19 protein-coding genes are annotated in these 20876 nt (G+C 66.1%); 14 read left to right on the top strand and 5 right to left on the bottom strand.

What is annotated here, in order from left to right; genetic code table 11:
* Positions 1-163 precede the first annotated feature (163 nt).
* Together QVG61_RS02585 and QVG61_RS02580 are read left to right on the top strand one after the other, a co-directional pair.
* Positions 164-1396 carry a response regulator gene (locus QVG61_RS02585; protein ID WP_289931767.1) on the top strand — a complete coding sequence of 411 codons (1233 nt, stop codon included), beginning with the start codon at positions 164-166 and terminating at the stop codon, positions 1394-1396.
* Between the two features lie 215 nt (positions 1397-1611).
* Positions 1612-2094 (top strand): YajQ family cyclic di-GMP-binding protein, encoded by a 483-nt coding sequence (locus QVG61_RS02580; RefSeq protein ID WP_289931766.1) that lies wholly within the window; start codon positions 1612-1614, stop codon positions 2092-2094.
* 11 nt (positions 2095-2105) lie between these two features.
* Here the strand turns inward: QVG61_RS02580 and cyaY are convergent, their stop codons facing one another.
* Positions 2106-2432: an iron donor protein CyaY gene (gene cyaY / locus QVG61_RS02575; RefSeq protein ID WP_289931765.1), complete on the bottom strand. Its 327-nt coding sequence runs from the start codon at positions 2430-2432 to the stop codon at positions 2106-2108.
* A 196-nt stretch (positions 2433-2628) separates the two neighbouring features.
* Between cyaY and fabA the strand changes: the two genes are divergently transcribed.
* The 4 genes from fabA to QVG61_RS02555 all read left to right on the top strand — a co-directional run bounded on the left by fabA (position 2629) and on the right by QVG61_RS02555 (position 7383).
* On the top strand, positions 2629-3165 hold the full coding sequence (gene fabA, locus QVG61_RS02570) for a 3-hydroxyacyl-[acyl-carrier-protein] dehydratase FabA (protein ID WP_289931764.1): 537 nt from the start codon (positions 2629-2631) through the stop codon (positions 3163-3165).
* Between the two features lie 11 nt (positions 3166-3176).
* Positions 3177-4394 (top strand): beta-ketoacyl-ACP synthase I, encoded by a 1218-nt coding sequence (gene fabB / locus QVG61_RS02565; RefSeq protein WP_289931763.1) that lies wholly within the window; start codon positions 3177-3179, stop codon positions 4392-4394.
* Positions 4395-4812: 418 nt separating this feature from the next.
* Positions 4813-5943 (top strand): HD domain-containing phosphohydrolase, encoded by a 1131-nt coding sequence (locus QVG61_RS02560; protein WP_289931762.1) that lies wholly within the window; start codon positions 4813-4815, stop codon positions 5941-5943.
* A gap of 291 nt (positions 5944-6234) precedes the next feature.
* Positions 6235-7383, top strand: coding sequence for a hypothetical protein (locus QVG61_RS02555; RefSeq protein ID WP_289931761.1), 1149 nt, complete (start codon positions 6235-6237; stop codon positions 7381-7383).
* Between the two features lie 77 nt (positions 7384-7460).
* Here the strand turns inward: QVG61_RS02555 and hrpA are convergent, their stop codons facing one another.
* The 3 genes from hrpA to QVG61_RS02540 all read right to left on the bottom strand — a co-directional run bounded on the left by hrpA (position 7461) and on the right by QVG61_RS02540 (position 12919).
* Complete coding sequence (gene hrpA / locus QVG61_RS02550; RefSeq protein WP_289931760.1) at positions 7461-11339, bottom strand: ATP-dependent RNA helicase HrpA; 3879 nt, start codon at positions 11337-11339, stop codon at positions 7461-7463.
* Between the two features lie 203 nt (positions 11340-11542).
* A complete protein-coding gene (locus QVG61_RS02545; RefSeq protein ID WP_289931759.1) occupies positions 11543-12577 on the bottom strand; it encodes a thioredoxin fold domain-containing protein in 1035 nt (344 codons plus the stop codon).
* A gap of 171 nt (positions 12578-12748) precedes the next feature.
* Positions 12749-12919, bottom strand: coding sequence for a hypothetical protein (locus QVG61_RS02540; RefSeq protein WP_289931758.1), 171 nt, complete (start codon positions 12917-12919; stop codon positions 12749-12751).
* A gap of 128 nt (positions 12920-13047) precedes the next feature.
* Between QVG61_RS02540 and QVG61_RS02535 the strand changes: the two genes are divergently transcribed.
* From QVG61_RS02535 to QVG61_RS02510, 6 genes are all read left to right on the top strand, one after another.
* Positions 13048-13506, top strand: a complete 459-nt coding sequence (locus QVG61_RS02535) for a helix-turn-helix domain-containing protein (RefSeq protein WP_289931757.1) — start codon at positions 13048-13050, stop codon at positions 13504-13506.
* A gap of 123 nt (positions 13507-13629) precedes the next feature.
* Positions 13630-14685: an AAA family ATPase gene (locus QVG61_RS02530; protein ID WP_289931756.1), complete on the top strand. Its 1056-nt coding sequence runs from the start codon at positions 13630-13632 to the stop codon at positions 14683-14685.
* Between the two features lie 5 nt (positions 14686-14690).
* Positions 14691-15305: a hypothetical protein gene (locus QVG61_RS02525; protein WP_289931755.1), complete on the top strand. Its 615-nt coding sequence runs from the start codon at positions 14691-14693 to the stop codon at positions 15303-15305.
* On the top strand, positions 15302-15805 hold the full coding sequence (locus QVG61_RS02520; protein WP_289931754.1) for a hypothetical protein: 504 nt from the start codon (positions 15302-15304) through the stop codon (positions 15803-15805). The genes QVG61_RS02525 and QVG61_RS02520 overlap by 4 nt, the downstream gene beginning before the upstream one ends.
* A gap of 349 nt (positions 15806-16154) precedes the next feature.
* Positions 16155-16949 (top strand): response regulator, encoded by a 795-nt coding sequence (locus QVG61_RS02515; protein WP_289931753.1) that lies wholly within the window; start codon positions 16155-16157, stop codon positions 16947-16949.
* Positions 16950-17017: 68 nt separating this feature from the next.
* Entirely contained in the window at positions 17018-17929 is a 912-nt protein-coding gene (locus tag QVG61_RS02510) for an SPOR domain-containing protein (protein WP_289931752.1), read from the top strand.
* A gap of 89 nt (positions 17930-18018) precedes the next feature.
* Here QVG61_RS02510 and QVG61_RS02505 read toward each other — a convergent pair whose 3' ends face one another.
* Entirely contained in the window at positions 18019-18324 is a 306-nt protein-coding gene (locus tag QVG61_RS02505; protein ID WP_289931751.1) for a c-type cytochrome, read from the bottom strand.
* Positions 18325-18485: 161 nt separating this feature from the next.
* On the opposite strand from QVG61_RS02505, the gene QVG61_RS02500 reads away from it, so the two are divergent.
* Entirely contained in the window at positions 18486-19067 is a 582-nt protein-coding gene (locus QVG61_RS02500; RefSeq protein ID WP_289931750.1) for a gluconate 2-dehydrogenase subunit 3 family protein, read from the top strand.
* A complete protein-coding gene (locus QVG61_RS02495) occupies positions 19064-20743 on the top strand; it encodes a GMC family oxidoreductase (RefSeq protein WP_289931749.1) in 1680 nt (559 codons plus the stop codon). Before QVG61_RS02500 ends, QVG61_RS02495 begins: the two co-directional genes overlap by 4 nt.
* The last annotated feature ends 133 nt before the right edge of the window (positions 20744-20876 follow it).

Below are 20876 nucleotides of genomic sequence, written 5' to 3'. Positions count from 1 at the left end.
AAGCGGCGGCTTGCAGCTTGTGCCTGTTCGATTGACTCGTGACCGAGCGCCCGTCCGGCCGGCTTCATCTGCGAGCATCGAATCCTCGGTGCAATATCCGGGCTAAAGATCCTGCAGACAGCGCCGACTGTGCTGCTATCGCCGCCCATATCAGGAGCATCCCGTGATACCGGAACAGGACCCTGCCACCGAAACCAAGCCCCGCGTCCTGGTGGTGGACGATTCGCGGGTCATCCGCATCGCGGCCAAGAAGATCCTGCGTGACGAATTCGAGGTGCTGGAGGCCGGTGACGGGGAGGCCGCCTGGGAGGCGCTGGAGGCCGAGGAGGACATCGCCCTGGTGATCAGCGACCTGTCCATGCCCTATCTGGACGGCATGGGCCTGCTGCGACGGCTGCGCGAGAGCAGCCAGCACCGGCTGGCCAACCTGCCGGTGATCATCGTCACCGGCGCCGAAGACGACGAGAGCGCCAAGTCCTCCGCCTTCGCCGCGGGCGCCAGCGACTTCCTCAGCAAGCCCTTCGATTCGGTTCAACTGCTGGCCCATGTCCGCTCGCACATCAAGCTGGCCGACACCGAGCAACAGTTGGAGAAATGCCAGACTACGGCCCAGGCGGAACCGACGCTCGACAAGCTCACCGGGCTGCTCAACCAGCGCGCCTTCACCGAACGCGGCCACCAGGAGCTGTCCTATGCCATCCGGCACCGCAGCGACCTGGCCCTGATCCTGGTCGACGTCGACAACTTCGACAAGGCCTTCATCAAGTACGGCCGCCCGGCCGGTGAGGCAATCCTGAAGATCTTCGCCCAGATCGTGAAGGACAGCGTGCGCCGCGAGGACAGTGGCGGCCGGGTCGGCCTGGCCCGCTTCGGCCTGCTGCTGCCCTCGGCCACGCCGGTCGGTGCCCGCAACCTGGCGGTGCGCATCTGCCAGCAGATCGCCTCGCGCGCCTTCCGCATCGGTGGCGAAACCCTGAAGCTGACCGCCAGCGCCGCCGTGGTGTCGCCGGTCATCCGCCGCGAGAGCCGCTTCGAGGATCTGCTGGCGGAAGGTCAGCTGCAGCTTGGCCGGGCACTGAAGGCCGGTGGCAACCGGGTGGCCTTCGACCGCAAGCCGGCTGCCGCGGAACCACAACCTGCAGGCGAGGAAAACGCCGCAGCCGCCGCCAGTCCTGCCGGCCCCGAGGCCGCTGCCGCCGCAGCCTCCCCCGAACCGGCACCGGACATCGGCACCGCCCTGCAACGGCTCGCCGCCGGCGAGGAAGCGGGCCTGCGCCCCCATCTGCGCAGCCTGGCGGCGCAGACCCTGCCCCTGCTGGAGGCCTGGCAACGCCAGCAACCATCCGAGGATGTCGCTGCCGCCCTGGCCCGCTTGCGCCAGGCCCTGCAGGACTGACACCCCGCCATCCCTGGCAGCCGGGGCCTGTCAACACTACCCTGATCGCGGCCTGGAGACCGCGCCTACCACACCGTGCCGCCATGCCTCGTAGGAGCGGCCTCCAGGCCGCGATCAGGCGACCCCCGGCAGGCGATGCCTGGAGTCGCTGGATTGCCGCGCGCAGCGTTACGCTGCTAGGATGATGTCCTCTTGCCAAGGGGAGTCTGCCTGCCATGCCGTCCTTCGATGTCGTCTCAGAAGTGGACCTGCACGAGGTGACCAACGCCGTCGACCAGGCCAACCGTGAAATCGGCAACCGCTACGACTTCAAGGGCAGTGATGCCCGGGTCGAGCTCAACGACACCGCCATCACCCTGGACGGGGAGAGCGAGTTCCAGCTCGAACAGATGAAGGACATCCTCTACAACAAGCTCGCCAAGCGCGGCGTGGACATCGCCGCCCTGGAGGCCGGCAAGCTGGAAAGCAGCGGCAACCGCACGCGACAGACACTGACCGTGCGCCAGGGCATCGACAAGGACACGGCGCGCAAGATCGTCAAGCACATCAAGGACGCCAAGCTCAAGGTCCAGGCCAGCATCCAGGGGGACCAGGTGCGGGTCAGCGGCAAGAAGCGCGACGACCTGCAGCAGGTGATCGCCCTGCTCAAGCAGGCCGAGCTGGGCCTGCCGCTGCAGTTCGTAAATTTCCGCGACTGAAGCCTGCCCCCTCAGTCCAGGCGGAGCGCCTGGCCGGTCTTCTGCGACAGGGCACGGCCCAGCACCTCGCCGAGCGATTCCCCGGTTCGGTCGTCGAGCCAGCGGTCGCTGGCGGCGTCATAGCTGAAATGCGCCGGGCCCAGGGGCGAGGCCAGCCAGATCTGCTGCAGCGGTTCCTGGCGGTTGAGAATGATCTGCGTCCCGTCCTCGAACTCCAGCGTCAGCACGCCATCGACGATATCCATGTCCGTGTCGTCCAGCGCCGGCAACGCCTCCATCTGCTCCAGAAGCCGTTCCAGCGTCTCTGCCGCCTGCACCGAAAATGATCGCTCTGCCATGCCGAGGGCCCTCGTCCAGTCATGTCGCGGTCGCCCGCCAGGGCGGCCATGATGGCCAAGCGCTTGATCCAAATCAAGCCGCCCGGCGGCCATCCCGCCGAGACTGCCCCCGGGAAAACGGCTTATCTCCATCTGCCGGGTAGGCTACAATACGCCTCCTGAATCCACTGCCAGCATGACGCGACACGAGACCTTCATGAGCGAATCCACCCCAGCACCCGCCCGCCCCAGCCATTTCTCCTACGAAGACCTGCTTGCCTGCGGTCATGGCCAGATGTTCGGGCCGGGCAATGCCCAGCTGCCACTGCCACCGATGCTCATGTTCGACCGCATCACCCACATCAGCGACCAGGGCGGCAGCTATGGCAAGGGGGAGATCCGCGCCGAACTGGACGTCAAGCCCGAGCTGTGGTTCTTCGACTGCCACTTCGAGGGTGACCCAGTGATGCCCGGCTGTCTGGGTCTGGACGCCATGTGGCAGCTGATCGGCTTCTTCCTCGGCTGGATCGGCGGCCCGGGGCGCGGCCGGGCCCTTGGCGGCGGGGAGATCAAGTTCACCGGACAGGTGACGCCGAAGAATCGCCTGGTGACCTACCAGATCGACATGAAGCGCGTCATCAACCGCAAGCTGTGCATGGGCATCGCCGATGCCTCCATGTCGGTCGACGGCCGCGAGATCTACGTCGCCAAGGATCTGCGCGTCGGCCTCTTTACCTCCACCGAGAATTTCTAGAGGTGAGTACCATGCGAAGGGTCGTTGTCACGGGAATCGGTGTAGTGTCCTCCATCGGCAACAGCAAGGCGGAGGTACTGGACAGCCTGCGCGAGGGGCGCTCCGGCATCAGCTTCAGCGAGGAATACAGGGAACTCGGCTTCCGCAGCCATGTGCACGGACCGCTCAGGGTCGATATCGAGGCACTGATCGACCGCAAGCTGCGCCGCTTCATGGGCGATGCGGCGGCCTACAACTACATCGCCATGCGCGAGGCCATCGAGGATGCAGGACTGGACGAGGCGCAGGTCTCCAACCCGCGCAGCGGCCTGATCGTCGGCTCCGGTGGCGGCTCCACCTCCAACGTGGTACTGGCCGCCGACACCCTGCGTGAAAAGGGCGTCAAGCGCATCGGCCCCTACGGTGTGACCCGCACCATGTCCAGCACCACCTCGGCCATCCTCGGCACCGCCTTCAAGATCAAGGGTGTCGGCTATTCCATCAGCTCCGCCTGCTCGACCAGCGCCCACTGCATCGGTCACGGCGCCGAGCTCATCCAGCTGGGCAAGCAGGACATCGTCTTCGCCGGTGGCGGCGAGGAACTGCACTGGACCATGAGCTGCCTGTTCGACGCCATGGGCGCGCTGTCCTCCAAGTACAACGGGACACCGGAGAAGGCCTCGCGTCCCTACGACGCCGACCGTGACGGCTTCGTCATCTCCGGCGGCGGCGGCCTGGTGGTTCTGGAGGAGCTGGAACACGCCCGGGCGCGCGGCGCGAAGATCTACGCCGAACTGGTCGGCTACGGCGCCACCTCCGACGGTTACGACATGGTCCAACCCTCCGGCGAAGGGGCGGTGCGCTGCATGCAGCAGGCCATGGCCACGGTCGACTCCCCCATCGACTACATCAACGCCCACGGCACCAGTACCCCGGTGGGCGACACCAAGGAGCTGGAGGCCGTGCGCCAGGTGTTCGGCGAGCAGGTGCCGGTGATCACCTCCACCAAGTCGCTCACCGGCCATGCCCTGGGCGCGGCCGGCGTGCACGAGGCGATCTACTCGCTGCTCATGCAGCAGGCCGGTTTCATCGCCGCCAGCGCCAACATCGAACGCCTGGACGAAAAGGCCGAGGGGCTGCCAATTGCCCGCGAGCGCGTCGACGAGGCACGGCTGGACACCGTCATGTCCAACAGCTTCGGCTTCGGCGGCGCCAATGCCACCCTGGTGTTCCGCCGGTTCAACGCCTGAAGCCGACGCGAAAAACCAGCGCGGAATTCCGGTTTTACCTGGCCCGCATATTGCGCGAAGGCGGCCTTGCATGCGTAATTTTTCCGGTATTTATCAAGGCAGTGATTCCCTATGCGGGCAATTGTGCCCTGTTACAGTTTGTGCCTATTCGAGTTCAGACCAAATCTGGCGTCGCATTTTGCCCGATCCCCCTTGAACCCTAGCTACGGCTATGCTTCTACGGGCGATCGAACAAACTGCTTGGCCAGATTTGCCCTGAAACTCGAATCCTTCGTGCAATATGCGGGCTAGCCGGCTTGCATGTTGTTGCCTATCATGACCCCTGGAGGACAACAGGCATCAAGAGGGAACCACGGCTCCCGACGCACGCCTGCCCAGGCCGTGCAGGAGGGGGCCTGGCGGGCAAAGGATGATGGGCATGAAGCCACCGCTGACACGGGACATGATCAGTATCGGGTCACCCCTGCCTTGTGATCTGCGCAACGAAGCGGGACGTATCGTCTTCCGCAAGGGCTTCGTCATCAACACCGAGGCCAGCCTCAAGCGCCTGCTGGCCATGGGGCTGTTTCCGGACAACGACATGGTCTCGCCCGCAGACGACAGCCAGGCCGCAGGCCTCCTGCAGGGCCGCGGCCCCTTCCGCAAGATCGAATACTGGGCAGACCAGACCCATGAGTGTTTCAACCGACTCGTCACTGGCAACCATCAACAACAGCAGGATGCCATCCATGAACTGATCGCATCACTGCGCGAATTGTTCCTGGAACATCGCACTGCCTGCCTCGCCGCCATCCACTTCAATCACAACCGCCCCTACAGCTGCCTGCACCCTATCTATTCACTATTTCTCGCTGAGCTCTTCTCCCATGCCCGTGGACACGACGAAGATACCGCGAGACAACTGGCCGGTGCCGCGTTCACAGCCAATCTTGGGATGTTCGAATTCCATGATGAATGGGCCAACCTGGAGGGGCCGCTGGACGAGGAACAGCAGTCCCAGCGCCTGGCCCATCCGGAAAAGTCGGTTTTACGTCTGCGCTCAGCCGGCATCGACGATCACTTATGGCTGGATACGGTATTGCAGCATCACGAACTGGCGGATGGCTCCGGCTACCCCACCGGCCTCGCAGGGAAAGCAATTTCAGGTGGCGCACGACTCCTGGCCGTCATCGATCGCTACCTGGCCTTCATCATCCCGCGCCGCGGCCGCAACCCCTCCCATCATCCCACCACGGCGCTCAAGATCCTCTATGAAGATCCGGCCCGCTATGAACAGGAGATCGTTTCGACATTCATCCATGAACTGGGCGTCTATCCGCCCGGAACCCTGGTAGTTCTGGTCAATGGCGAGATTGCCGTGGTCACACGACTCGAGACTGGCGACAGTCTACATCCCCATGTTCTCAGCCTGGGCTTCGCCGGTGGAGACCGGCTGGCAAGACCCATGCCGCGTGATACCCGGGAACCACCCTACAGGATCCGGGACATCCACCTTGCGGGCGAGGACGAAGGCATTACAGCGGCCCGGGTGGCCGATGCCTGGCTCTAGCAGGCTGTTGGAAAACCCTCTGACGGCACGACATGGCGTTAAAAAATGACTCAAAATGCTCATTTACGGCCATGTAAACTGCACTTTTTCGCCATTTTTTGCCTTGTCTCGCACTCGCCAGAGACTTTTTCAACAGCCCGCTAGCCCGCATATTGCACGAAGGCGGCCTTGCATGCGTAATTTTTCCGTTTTTATCAAGGCAGTAATTCCCTCTGCGAGCAATTGTGCCCTGTTACAGTTTGTGCCTATTCGAGGAATATATGCACCAGGAACATATTGAGGACCAGGTCCATGACAGCAACGAGCTACTGGGTGTACATTCTTGTAGAGGCCTTGATCCTGCTCGGCCTCTATACCGCCTATCTGTATCTTGCCAACCGCCGCCTGCGCTCCGCGGATTCATCGGCTGCCGAATCGGAAGACACCTCACCTGACGACGCCTACCTGGACAGGCTGCAGTCGGAGATCCTGCACACCGAGGCGAAGCTCGCCCACCTGCTCGGCGAAAAGAAACCCGACCCGGCATTCAGGCAGCTCCTCGAGACGCGCTTGTCCTTCCTGCGTGGCGAGCGCGCGGCCATCGACAGCGGCAGCCCTGATGAGGAGCGGTTCTGGGAACGCTTCGCCGCGCCCCTGGGCAGCCTCCTCGACCGCGGCACAGACAGCGAGGACAAGCCAGCCACCGACACCCGGTCCAGCCTGATCGAATCACTCCAGACCCAGGTCGAGGCCTACAAGACCCGCATCAGCAACCTGGAACGGTTCAAGGAGCGTTTCTTCGAACTCAAGGATCGCCTGGCCGACAGCCAGACACTCAACGAACAGCTGCATCAGGAAGTGACCAAGGCCGTACCGACCGAGGAGCAGACCCCCGAACTGAGCAGCATTCTCCAGCGGCTGCATGAGGAGAACACCCTGCTGGGGAAACAGCTGGCCCAGGTGGAGGAGGAATTCTCGGCCATGATGCGCAACGTCCAGGCGCCAGCCGCGGCAGATACCGCCACCAGTGGCGAAAAGGAAGACGCCATGTCCGATAGCTGCGAGCACATCGCCCAGAACCTGGAACGTATCAAGCAGGTCATCCTCGGCAAGGAACAGCAGATCGGTGAACTGATGAATTTCATCGATCAGCTACAGCTCAAACTGGAAGACCATGAGAAGATCCAGCAGTCACTGCAGGAACTCGACGCCCGGAACAGCGAGCTCAATTCTGTGGTATCCATCCTGGAAGAGGAAAATGGCTTCCTGCAGACGCAGATTTCGATGCTGCTGAAGCAGGAACTCGACAACGAGGAAAACAGGAACCGGCGCATTGAGGATCTGCAGCAGGAGCTGGACGAACAGACGCGGAACCTTGCCGAGCTGGAGAAGAAATACGCCGCCATGGAACAGGAATACCTGGCCATCTACGAAGAGAATCAGCAGCTCAAGGGATCATAGAGGGCCACGAAACCCACGAAAGGGATTTGATTTGTGATTCCTGGAAACATTGGAGATTTTCGTGGGATTCGTGGCCATCACACTTCTTTCCAGGCCGCTTCCAAGCGTTTTTCCGAGACCTTTTCCGCCGTACCCAGCTCCTGGGCGAACAGCGATACCCGGAACTCCTCCACCAGCCAACGGTAGCGCTCGAAGGCGGGATCGGGCGCCTCGCCGGGGCTCAGGGCCTCGAGCCGCGCCTTGCAACGTTCCCGGTGGGGCGCCACCTGCGCGGCCAGCCGCCGGTCGCGGGCCGGATCCCGTTCCAGCTTGTCCAACCGCAGGCGGATCGCCTTGAGGTAGCGTGGCAGATGAGCAAGCCGTGACCTGGGCGTGGCGGTGACGAAATCCCTGCCGATCAGATGATCCATTTGTTCACGCACTTCGCTCATCACCACCAGCCACTGCGGCGGGACGCCGCCCTTGAGCCGCCGGTTGAGGGCATGATATTCAGCCAGGGCCGCACCAACCTGTTTGCAAAGTTCGTTGGCGACGGCGGGCAGATCCCGTTCCGCCTCGCAGGCGCGTGATTCGAAAGTCGCCGCATCGCGGATGTCGGCCCCCTTCTCCAGCAGCACCAGCGATGCCGCCCGGCGGACGAGATCCCGTTTCAGATCCTCGCAGCGTCCGACCGGTGCATAGTGCAGACACATCTCGCGTATGCCCGGCAGATTCTTCTCCACGTATTTCACCGTCCTGGAATGCGACATTTCGAACAGCCGCAGCAAGCCACGGCGATGCTCGGCCCGGGCGCGGCCTTCATTATCGAGCAGCCGCAACGCCAGCCGTTCGCCTTCGACCACCAGTGCCGGATAACCGCGCAGACGCACGCCCTGCTGTTCCAACTCGATGAACCCGGGCAGTTCGCCGAAGTCCCAGCACCGTACGTCCTCGCGCTCGAAATCCGCCGTCGGCAGGCGGGCGAAACCCTGCGCCGCCTCGGCCCCGACCTCGCGCTTCAGGTGATCGGGATCGCGGCCGCGCGCCACCACCCGGCCCTGGCTGTCGACCAGGTGGATGTTCATGAACAGGTGCAGCGGCAGCCGTTCGGGCCGCCAGGCATCCGGGGGCAGCTCGACACCGGTCATGCGCGCGAGCTGCGCGGCCAGCGCCTCCAGCAGCGACCCCTCGCCCGCCGGCATCGCCTGCAGGGCGGCACGGGCGAAATCCGGCGCAGGCACGAAGTGGCGCCGATAGACCTTGGGCAACGACTTGATGAGCTGGGTCACCTTCTCTTCGATCAGTCCCGGCACCAGCCACTCCAGCCGCGCCGGGTCGAGCTGGTTGAGCGCAGCCAGCGGCACGCGCAGCGTCACACCGTCATCCGCGTGACCGGGCTCGAAGTGGTAAGCCAGCGGCAGCCGCAGGCCCTGGACCTCGAGCACGGCCGGAAAGCCGGCCTCGGTCACCGACGACGCTTCATGCCGCATCAGCACCTCGCGATCCAGCCGCAGCGCCTGACGCTCGGCCTCCCCCGCCTTGCGGTACCAGCGTTCGAACCCCGCGGCGCTGCAGATGTCCCGCGGCACGCGTTCGTCGAACCACTGGCACAGATGGGTCTCGTCGACCAGCAGGTCGCGGCGGCGCGACTTGGCCTCCAGCGTTTCCACCTCCTCCAGCAGCCGCCGGTTATGGTCGAGGAAGGGCAGCCGGGCGCGGAATTCACCACGCACCAGGGCACCGAGAATGAAGTGTTCACGCGCGGTCACTGGATCGATGCGGCCGAAGTCGACCTTGCGCCGCGGGGTCAACACCAGGCCATAGAGGGTGGTGCGCTCGAAGGCGACCACCTGGCCGCGCCTCTTTTCCCAGTGCGGGTCACTGTAGCTGCGCTTGACCAGGTGCCCGGCAAGGCGCTCCACCCATTCGGGCTCGATGCGCGCCAGGGTACGGGCGTATTGGCGCTGGGTCTCGACCAGCTCGGCGGCCACGATCCACTTGGGCGGCTTCTTGAACAGCGCCGAACCGGGAAAGACATGGAGCTTGATGCCGCGCGCGCCCAGGTATTCATGCCCCTCGCGCTTGAAGGCGATGTTGCCGAGCAGGCCTGTCAGCAAGGCCCGATGAACCGCCCCGTAGTCCGCCGCGACCTGGTTGATACGGAAGCCCATGTCCTTGACCAGCTTGGTGAGCTGCTGGTGGACATCGTGCCAGTCGCGCATCCGCAGCCAGGAGAGGAAATGCTGTTTGCAAAGCCTGCGCAGCTTGGCTTTCGAGAGATGCCGCGCCTGCTCATGGTAGAAGTCCCATAGGTTTACGAAACCGAGAAAGTCCGATTGCTCGTGGGCAAAGGCGCGGTGCTTCTCGTCGGCGACCTGCTGTTTGTCCAGCGGACGCTCGCGCGGGTCGGGAACGGCCAGCGCCGATGCGATGACCAGCACCTCGCGCAGACAGCCCTCGTCGCGCGCCGCCAGGATCATGCGGCCGAGGCGCACGTCGACCGGCAGGCGTGCCAGCTGGCGGCCGATGCCGGTCAAGGCGTTGGCGGCATCGACCGCGCCCAGTTCGTGCAGCAGCTTGAAGCCGTCGCGGATGAAACGCGCATCCGGCGGCTCGACGAAGGGGAAGTCCTCGATGTCGCCGAGCTTCAGGCTCAGCATCTGCAGGATGACCGCCGCCAGGTTGGTGCGCAGGATCTCCGGATCGGTGAACGCGGGCCGGGCGTTGAAATCATCCTCGTCGTAGAGGCGGATGCAGATACCGGGGCCCAGCCGCCCGCAGCGCCCGGCGCGCTGCCTGGCGGAGGCCTGCGAAATCGGCTCGATGGGCAGCCGCTGCACCTTGGTGCGGTAACTGTAGCGGCTGATGCGCGCCAGCCCGGTGTCGACCACGTAGCGGATACCGGGCACGGTCAGCGAGGTCTCGGCGACGTTGGTGGCGAGCACGATGCGCCGTCCCGAGTGGGGCGCGAACACCTCGGCCTGCTGGGCGGCCGACAGCCGGCCGTAGAGCGGCAGGATGCGGGTGGCGGGCGGATGGTGCTTGCGCAACAGCTCGGCGGCCTCGCGGATGTCGCGCTCGCCCGGCAGGAACACCAGCACATCGCCCGGCCCCTCGGCCGCCAGTTCGTCGATGGCGTCGAGCAGCGCCTGGCCGCGGTCGCGCGCCCGCTCGTCCTCGTCTTCGCCGCGCAGTGGGCGGTAGCGGATTTCCACCGGCCAGGTGCGGCCGGAAACCTCGACGATGGGAGCATCGTCGAAATGCTTCGAGAAGCGTTCCGGATCGATGGTCGCCGAGGTGATGATCAGCTTCAGGTCGGGACGGCGCGGCAGCAGGCGCTTCAGGTAGCCGAGCAGGAAGTCGACATTCAGCGAGCGCTCGTGGGCCTCGTCGATGATGAGGGTGTCATAGGCCAGCAGCTCGGGATCACCCTGGGTCTCGGCCAGCAGGATGCCGTCGGTCATCACCTTGACGAAGCTGCCCTCGCCCACCCTGTCGCTGAAACGCACCTTGAAGCCCACCGCGGCGCCGACCTCGCTGCCCAGCTCCTCGGCGATGCGCGCCGCCAGGCTGCGCGCGGCGATGCGCCGCGGCTGGGTGTGGCCGATCATGCCCGCCACGCCCCGGCCCAGCTCCAGGCAGATCTTCGGCAACTGGGTGGTCTTGCCGGAGCCGGTCTCACCGCAGACGATCACCACCTGGTTGGCCTCGATGGCGGCGCGGATGTCGGCACGGCGCTGCACCACGGGCAGGTCCTGCGGATACTCCGGCCGCGGCAGGCGCGCCCGGCGGCGCTCGCACTCGGCACCCGAGGCGGCGAGATCCTTTTCCAGGGCCGCCCGCCCGCGGCCGACGGGTTTCCCCTGCCGCAGCCGCCGCCGCAGCCCGGCCAGACGCCGGCGCAGCGCGGGACGGTCGCGCAGCAGGCAATCAGCGAGGCGGTTCTCGAATTCGTTCAGGGCATCGCGGTCGGACATGGGCCGGGCATTCTAGCATCCCCCGCCGCGCGGTCCCGGGATGGCCACGGAACATACGGAAAGTATGGACGGGAATCTATAGCCACGAAACCCACGAAAATTTCCAATAATCCCAAGGGCCGCGCGCGAAGCGCGGGCCCCACCCCATCAAATCCCGTTCGTGGATTTCGTGGGTTTCGTGGCTATTTCGTGTTCCGTGGCGGTCAGCGCCGCCCGCGGGCGCGCCATTGCTGGAAGCTGGGGTAATCGCGGTAACCGCCGGAGAGCACGTAGTCGAGCAGGTTGCGCAGCCGGTAGAACTGGATCACCGAGTCGACCCGCAGGATCTCCCGTCCGCGTTTGTCGAAGAACAGCAGGGTCGGCGTGTAGAACAGCCCCAGATCTTCCGCCCAGGCGCGCGCCGTGGTGCGCTTGCCGCGTGGGGTGATGACGGGGGTGTCGGCCCAGATGTCGAGCTGCGCCAGGTCGAAGCGGGCCAGGCGACGGCGGATCGCCGGCTCGCGCAGCGGCCCCGAGTGCAGAATGTCGCAGGCATGGCAGTCCGGCTGTTCGAAGAACACGATCAGCGGGCGCTCACCCGGCAGACGGCTGCGATCCAGCACATGCGGCGGCGAGGGAAACAGGGGGTCGATGTTCAGCTCGCCTTCGGCAAAGCTGAGTGGCACATCAGCCCGGGCCAGGTAGTCGCGGAAACTCTCCTCCAGATAGTGCGCGTCGGCCACGTATTCCAGGGCGGCGCGAAACTTGTAGGGAGGGTAGAAACCCTGCAGGCGGAAGACCTCCTTGGCTCCGACATCGTAGAACACCAGGGTGGGCGTGAAGTTGATGCCATAGCGGGCAGCGAACTCACGCTCCGTCGCCTCCCGTCCCTCGATGTCCACCACGCTGCGGTCGCCATGGATGTCGACTGCCACCACGTCGAAATAGCGCCGCGTGTAGGCGGCAATGTCCGGCTTGCCGAAGTCCTTCTCCAGCAGGGCCTTGCAGTAGGCACAGTCCTTCTGCCCGAAATAGATGATCAGGCCCCGCTTGCCGGCCTCCATGGCCTCCAGCACGTCGTCGCGGAAGTCCAGAAAGCTGAGCTTGAACCAGTCGGGATAGCTGAGCGGTTCGGGCAGGGGGCGGTCGTCGAAGGTCCAGAAGTCCTGATCCCAGTCGTCGTCCCCTGCCGGCAGGGCTTGCCCCGCCGCCATCCCCAGCCAGAGGGCCAAAGCCACTATCCACCACAGTCTGTTCATCGGCCCATGATCCCCACCTGTTCCCCGAGGCTACGACCGTCCCGCCCCAAACGCCAGGCCCTCAGCGCCGCCGCCCGACAGGGTCTCGGTGAAAAATGGACAATTTTAAGATTTTTTGTCCACATTTCCTTGACAGACGGCATTCCTCTGCAAGACTTGTCCTAGGGCCTGTTAACACGATCCCAATGGGTTCTGCTGGGACTCTTTTTTCGTCCAGCAAGGCAGAATGAGCGGGGTGTAGTCAATCTGCATGAGCGAATGATAACGCCGCTGGGCGGGAAAAGAGCCCTGCCCTGCGGGTTGCGCCTGAAAAAGCGCCACTCCGCGTTGCTCGTCGTTCATCTGGAGTCACCAAACCGCTCTCCTCGCGCCTTGATTGGCGCTTTTTCGGGCGCAACAGGACCCATTGGGATCGTGTTAACAGGCCCTGATTCGGGTCCATGCCCCGACTCCACCCAGGAGAGCAGCCTTTGCTGAAACAGGGTGTCTCAAGCCGACAGGCCAGCCGCATCACCGGCCTGACCCCACGCCAACTCCGCTACTGGCGCGAGACAGGGCTTCTCTCCCCCTCGCACCGCACCGCCGGCGGCCACGCCCGCTACAGTTTCACCGATCTGCTGGCCCTGAAGACCGCCCGCCAACTGCGCGACGCCGGGGTCTCGGTGCAGCGGATCCGCCACTGCGTGCAGGCCCTGACCCGTTTCCTGCCCCAGGTCCGCCAGCCGCTGCACGAGCTGTCCCTGGTGGTGACCGGGGAGGTGGTGCTGGTGATCCACGACGACGGCGCCTTCGATGCCCTCAGCGGCCAGCAATGGGTGCTGCCGGTGGCCCGCTTCATCCAGGAGGTCGAGGCCGCCCAGCGTGGCGAGGCACCGCCGGAACAGGCCGAACTCTTCCCGCTCCCCCAACGGCAGGGGACGGCGGGCTAAACGATGGATGACAGCCAGGGAACGGCATACTGGGCCACACCGCCCGGGGCGGACGGAGGGGACGCCCCGCTGCCGGGCGTCAGCGCAGGCCGCCGCCGGGCGGCCGGGGAGGGCAAGACCGCTATGAACATCCTCACCATTGCCAATCAGAAAGGCGGCTGCGGCAAGACCACCACGGCCATCAACCTGGCCGCCGCCTATGCCCGCCAGGGTGCGCGGGTGCTGCTCGTCGATCTCGACCCCCAGGGCCACGCCAGCCTGGGTCTCGGCCAGTGCGGACAGGATCAGCCGGGCCTCGACGCCGTGTTCGAGGGCCACCGACGGCTGGCCGAGCTGATCCGGGCCGGGGCCGGGAGCGGCCCCGATCTGCTGCCGGCCACCCTCTCCCTGGCCAGCGTGGAACAACGCTTCGCCGATCACCCCGGACGCGACCGCCTGCTGGATCAGGCCCTGGCCACGGTGGCCGGGGACTACGATTTCACCCTCATCGACTGCCCACCCTCCCTGGGCCTGCTGTCGATCAACGCCCTGCGTGCCGCCGACCTGGTCCTGATTCCCATCGAACCCAGCCTGTTCGCGCTGGATGGTGTGGAACGGCTGCGTGAAACCCTGCAGCTGCTGAAGAACCGCTACCAGGTTGATATTCCCATCCGCCTGCTGGCAAACATGTTCGACCTGCGCACCCGACTCGCCCGGGAACTGCTCGACAGCCTCGAACAGCGTCTGCCGGCCATGCTCTGCCAGAGCCGCATCCGCCCTACGGTGCGCGTCCGCGAGGCGGCCTGCCGGGGCCTGTCCCTGACCGAGTTCGCCCCGCGCTCCGGGGTCTGTGAGGACTTCCAGCGGCTGGCGGGAGAACTCTGCAGCGAGCTGCCCTTCGGCGAACGGCGCAGCCGGATCGGCGAAACCTGCCCCGCCGGCAGCGAACGCGAGGTGGTGCTGCACTTCGACGATGCCGGCAACCGGCGGATCCAGATCGCCGGCGACTTCAACGACTGGATACCGGACCGCAACGTGGAGACCGTGCACCTCAACGGCAGTCTGCACAAGGTACTGCGTGTCCCCCCCGGTGCCTACGAATACCGGGTCATCATCGATGGCGTCTGGCAACCGGATCCGGGCAATCCCCTGGAGACCCCCAACTACCTGGGAGGCAGCAACTCCCTGCTACGAGTCTGAATGCCATGAAGCAACAGTCCCTGCTCAATCCCGCCTGGCGCCCGGCATCCCGGCAGCCCGAGGCCCTGGAACGCATCAGCCACCATTTCCTCGGCGAACTGCCCGCGGCTGCCGCGCCCGCGGAACGCCACCTGCCGGTCCTCATCGCCCTGGACGCCAACCGGGAAGCCGCCCACTACACCGCCGCCGCCCGGCGCCTGCTCGACCGGCTGCAACAGAAACTCGACCAGGGCGGAGCGGGCGTTCCCCGCTGGCGGTTCGAGCTGCAGCCCGAGCCGGAGCGGGCCGAGGCTTCGAACCTGCTGTTGCTGATCGCCCATGCCAGCCTGCCGGGCATCCGCCACGCCTATGCGCGCCTCAAGACGCGCCCCGGCCCCCCGCCCCTGGCAGCCAGCCTGCTGCTCTGCGGGGCGCGCGACGACCCTGCCGCCCGGCGTCTCTACCGTCGCCTGGCAGTCGGCCTGCTGCGCTTCCGCGACCTGCCACTGGGTTTCCTCGGCTGTCTGCCGGAGAGCCGCGCCGGCGACGAAGCCGAGCTCGAACGCCTCGGCCGGCGGCTGCGCGAACAGGCCGACCCGGCACACCCCGTCTACCGCTACCGCAGACAGCCGCCACCATGAGCCACGAAATCCGCCCCATCGAACAACTGGAACCGGCACGTCTCGGCCAGCTGCTGACGGAAAACCTGCAGCGCCTGTTCGGCAACGATGCCCGAATCCAGCCCATGCCGACCCTGGACACCGAGCAGTGCCTGCTGATCGAATGCGGCCGTGGCCAGTGCCTGGCCTGCTTCGACCTGCAGGATGCCAACCGCGCCCTGCTCAATGGCCTGATCGCCCTCGACCAGGTGGCGCGCGAAACCGGGGACGATTCGACACCGCCGCGGCTGCTGATCCTTTCTCCGGAACCGCCGGCCGGCAACTGTCTGCTCAGCCAGCTGCGCGGCTTCGAATGGCGCAGCTGCCGGCTGCTGGAGGTCGACGGCGAACCGGCCCTGCTGATCGAGCCCGCCGCCGTCCCCATGGTGACCGCAGGCCCCGCCTCCCCCTGCCAACATCCCGGCGAGAAGAATGGAGAGGGCCTGAGCCCCGAGGAAAGCGCCTTCTTCGACCACCTCTAACCCGGATATTGCACCAAGGCGGCCCGCATGATCGGCGTGCAGACTGACATACAAGGCCGGGAGGCTCGCAAATGGCTCCTCACGGCGGGGTACACTTTGTGCCTATTCGATGTCAGGCCGACTCCGGCTTCGCATCTCGGGCGATCCTCCTCAAGCCATAGCAACGGCCATGACTTTTCGGACGATCACCCAGGCTGCCTTGCCAGCCTCGCCCTCGGCATCGAATCCTTGGTGCAATATCCGGGCTAAGTGGTATGGCGAGCGGCTGCAGAAAGGGAACTCTGCTCATGTCCCTCAACTTTATCTCCCCGGCGCCGATCTCTAACCATGGAACATGCAGGGAGCAACCATGCACAGCGTCACCATCCAGGATCTGTCCATCAGTCTCGTCGAACCCTCGGCCGTGCAGGCCCAGATCATCAGCCGCCAGTTGAGCGCAGCCGGCGTCAGCCAGATCCAGACCCTGGGCAGCGGCAGCGAGGCCATCGACTACTGTCGGCGCCATCAACCCGACCTGGTGATCAGCGCCATGTATCTGCCGGACATGACCGGTTCGGAACTGTTGCAGGCACTGCGCCAGGACGAGGCACTGGAGGCGTTGTCCTTCATGCTGATCTCCAGCGAGACCTCGTTCGCCATGCTCGATCCCGTCCGTCAGGCGGGGGTGGTGGCCATCCTCCCCAAGCCCTTCCTGCCGGAGGAGCTGCAGCGCGCCCTGAACACCAGCCTGGAATTCATCACCCTGGACGAGCAGGCGCTGGCGGAACCGGAGCTGGAGGATCTCAGCACCCTGGTGGTCGACGACAGCCCCATGGCCCGCAAGTACATCATCCGCATCCTCAACGCCCTGGGCATCCATGACATCACCAGCGTCGAGAACGGCCGCCAGGCAGTGGAAATGGTGCAGTCGAAGTTCTTCGATCTGGTGGTGACCGACTACAACATGCCGGAGATGGACGGCGAGATGCTGACCCGCTACATCCGCGAACACAGCAGCCAGTCCGGCATCCCCATCCTCATGGTCACCAGCGAGGGCGACAGCGGGCGCCTTGCCGCCGTGCAGCAGGCCGGCGTCTCCGGCATCTGCGACAAGCCCTTCGATGCCAGCACCGTCCGCCAGATGATCTGCAATCTGCTGGACTGACGGCGGCCGGCGACCAGCACGGCGGGAGAATTTTGCCCAACGGACCAGCGGGCCGGATAATGGCCGGCGTGTACCCCGGCTGCGAAACCCTCCGCTCCATCCTCCTGTTGCTGCTCGGCGGCCTGCTTGCCGCCGCCAGCCCCTCGCTGCCGGCGGTCGACGATTTCGAACGAGGCGTGCTTGCCCTGGAGGCAGGGGATCCCGAACGCGCCCTGCAACTCTGGCAACCCCTGGCCGAGAAGGGCGATCCCAATGCCCGCTTCGGTCTGGGCATGCTCTACTTCGAGGGCGTGGTGGTCGAACAAAGCTTCGAGGAGGCCAACTACTGGTTCCTGCTCGCTGCCGAACAGGGGTTCGCGCCGGCCCAGTACAACCTCGGCAACAGCTACAGGAACGGCCGCGGCTTGCCGGGCGACCCGGGCATGGCGGTCTACTGGTGGCGCAAGGCAGCCGAGCAGGCCTTCCCGCCGGCCCAGTACAACCTGGCCACTGCCCTGCGTTTCGGATCCGGCGTCGACAAGGACATGGACCAGGCCCTGCATTGGTACCGGGAAGCCGCGGCCAAAGGGCATCCGCTGGCCCAGGCGGTACTCGAGAAGCTGGCCGCGCCGCCTGAACCGACCGCAATCCGACCGACAGGCAAGCCGGAAGCGAGTGGAAACGCGGACTGCCGGTCCTGGCTGAAGACAGCTGCAGCCACGGACTACGCCATCCAACTCATGGCCAGCCACCAGCGGCGATCGATCGACGCCTTCCTGCACCGCCATCCACTGCCATCGCCCGGCATCGTCTGCAGCTATAACAGCCGCGGCCAGAGCTGGCATGCCCTGCTGCTCGGACCCTACCCCGACCGGCAACGGGCGGAGAGGGCACGCCGCGCCCTGCCCGCTGGGGTTCTCGAGGGCAAACCCTATCTGCGCCGCATCGGCAGCCTGCGGCGTCGTGTCCTGCAGCCGTCTGAACCAGCGGCGGCCGAATGACCCGCCCTGGCAACGGGCGATCAACGGGAGGAAATGGAGGGGAAAAGGGAATGGCCGTTCCCGACGATCGCCGGGAACGGCCGGACTGCTTACTTTGAATGGGAGATCAGATACTCCACGGCAGCCTGCAGGTCTTCCTTGGAGCAGTCCATGCAGGTGCCCTTGGGCGGCATGGCGTTCTTGCCGTTCATGACGCTGTTCATCAGCGCATCCATGCCGGTCTTGATGCGCGGCGCCCAGGCCGCCTTGTCACCGATCTTGGGGGCGCCGGCAGCGCCCGTGCCGTGGCACATGAAGCACTTGGCCTTGAACAGCTGCTCGCCATCGGCATGGGCCAGGGCGCCCGAGAGGGCCAGCGCCGCACCAGCGGCCAGGGAAAACCACTTCTTGCTCATCTGCTTCGTCTCCTGTCGTTACTTGGGTTGCAAACCGGCTCTTCCAGCCACTCCGGGGCCGGCGTAAAAATGGCGGAAGTTTACCACCACGCGCCGCTGGACGCGACGCCACCCGGATGCCCTATACTGGGGCTGGCGCCACGCCCCCGGAACGACCGTCCATGAACAAACCCTGCCTCAGCCGCCGCCAATTCATCAGCCGCCTCGGCCTGCTCGGCGGCCTGGCCGCGGCCTGTCCTCCCGCCGCACTGGCCGCACTGCGCGCCAACGCGGAGCCGATGCCGGCCGAGGAACCCTGGCGGACCCTGGCCGCGGTCCAGGCACAGCTCTTCCCACCCGGCCCCGGGATCCCCGGCGCACGGGAGATCGGCGCCCTGCGCTACCTCCGCCAGGCGCTGGAAAACCCCGCCGCAGCCGGCGCCGACCTGGCCTTCGTCCGCGACGGCGCCGGCTGGCTGAACGATCTTGCCCGCAAGACCCGGCAGCGGGACTTCGCCCAGCTCGACGCGGCCGGACGCGAGACCCTGCTGCGCCGCATCGAGCGTAGCCGGGCCGGCAGCCGCTGGCTGTCGCTGCTGCTCGACTACCTGCTGGAGGCGCTGCTCGCCGACCCCGTCTACGGCGGCAACCCGGATGGCAGCGGCTGGCGCTGGCTTGAACACCAGCCGGGCTACCCGACGCCGATGCCGGACAAGCGCTGGTTCCAGCTCGCAGCCCGTCGCTTCAGTCGGCACAAGGGATGAACGGCGCATTCGACATCTGCATCATCGGCAGCGGCGCCGGAGCCGGTCCCGTGGCCCTGCAGCTGGCGCGCGCCGGCCACCGGGTGCTGGTACTGGAGAAGGGGCCCTGGTTCACCGAACAGGACTTCTACAAGGACGAGCTGGCCTGCTGCAGGCGCAGCGTCTACACCCCGCCCCTGGAGGAAGAACAGCACGTGCTGGAGGAAGCGGACGGCGACGGCGGCTGGCAGGCCATGCCGACCGCGGAATCCGGATGGGACTTCTGGAACGGCAACTGTGTCGGTGGCTCGTCCAACTTCATGAGTGGCTTCTTCTACCGCCTGAAGCCCATCGACTTCCGGCTGCGTTCCGAGTTCGGCCCCATCGAGGGCGCCAACCTGGCCGACTGGCCGATCGATTACGAGGACCTGGAGCCCTATTACACCCGGGTGGAGACCGAGGTCGGCATCTCCGGGCGGGTGGTGCCGCACCCCTTCGCCGAACCGCGTTCCACCCCCGACTTCCCCTTCCCGCCGACCGCCGAGCACCCCATTGCGGCGCGTATCGACGCCGCCTGCCGCGACCTTGGTCTGCATCCGCTGCCGACGCCCCGCGCCATCCTCTCGCGCCCGGTCGAGGGGCGGCGCAGCTGCGAATACTCCGGTTACTGCGGCAGCTACGGCTGTTCCAGCGGCGCCAAGGGCAGCGCCCGCGCCGCCCTGTTGAACCGTGCCCTGCTCACCGGCCGCTGCGAGGTGCGGCCCCGGGCCAAGGTCCACCGGCTGCGCAGCGACGGCCGCGGCCGGGTGGTGGCCGCCGAGTATTTCGATGCCGAGGGCAATCGCCGGCAGGCGCGGGCCCGGCTGTTCGTGGTCGCCTGCCAGGCAATCGAGACGGCCCGGCTGCTGCTTGGCTCCCCCGGCCCGCGCCATCCCCATGGGCTCGGCAACAACCAGGGGCAGGTCGGCCGCAATCTGCTGTTCTCGGCCGGTGGCGTCGGCACCGCCGAGTTCCGCTATGACCGCCTCGACCCGGAACAGGCCGCGGCGCTGAAGCGCCGCGGCCCCTTCGTCAACCGCGGGCTGCAGGACTGGTACGTGGTCGAGGACAGTGCCCTCGGTAGCCGGCTGAAGGGCGGCACCATCGACTTCCTGCTGCGCCACCCCAACCCCATCGCCCGGGCGATGCGTGCCAAGTGGGGCGACGACGATCGCCTGCAATGGGGCCGGCCACTGCAGAGGCAACTGCAAACCCTGTTCACCGAGGCCCAGCAGCTGCGCTTCGAGGTGTTCTGCGACTGGTTGCCGACCGACGACTGCTTCGTCAGTCTCGACCCGCAGGTGAAGGACCGCTGGGGCACCCCGGTGGCCCGGGTACGGCTCGGCTACCATCCCCACGACCTGAAGATCGGCGCCTATCTCACCGAACGCGCGGAAGAGGTACTCCGCGCCATGGGCGCCGACGCGGTCCGCTCCAGCGTCAGCGGCAGCCCGCCGCAGAACCTGGTCGCCGGCGGCTGCCGCTTCGGCAACGACCCCCGCCACTCGGTGCTCGACGCCGACTGCCGGGTGCACGACGTCGACAACCTCTATGTCACCGACGGCAGCTTCATGCCCACCGGCGGCAGCGTCCCCTACACCTGGACCATCTACGCCAACGCCTTCCGGGTCGCCGACCGGCTGCTTGAAAGGCTCTAGCAGGCCCCCGGATGATGGCGTGGCTGGACCCGCCGGGGATCGCGGCCTGGAGGCCGCTCCTACGGGGCATGGCGGCACAATGTGGTAGGAGCGGCCTCCAGGCCGCGATTGGCGTGATGTTAGAATCCAGAAG

The sequence above is a fragment of the Thiohalobacter sp. IOR34 genome (assembly GCF_030406045.1).
Classification (GTDB): domain Bacteria; phylum Pseudomonadota; class Gammaproteobacteria; order Thiohalobacterales; family Thiohalobacteraceae.
This window is presented reverse-complemented; position numbering and strand designations above follow the sequence as displayed.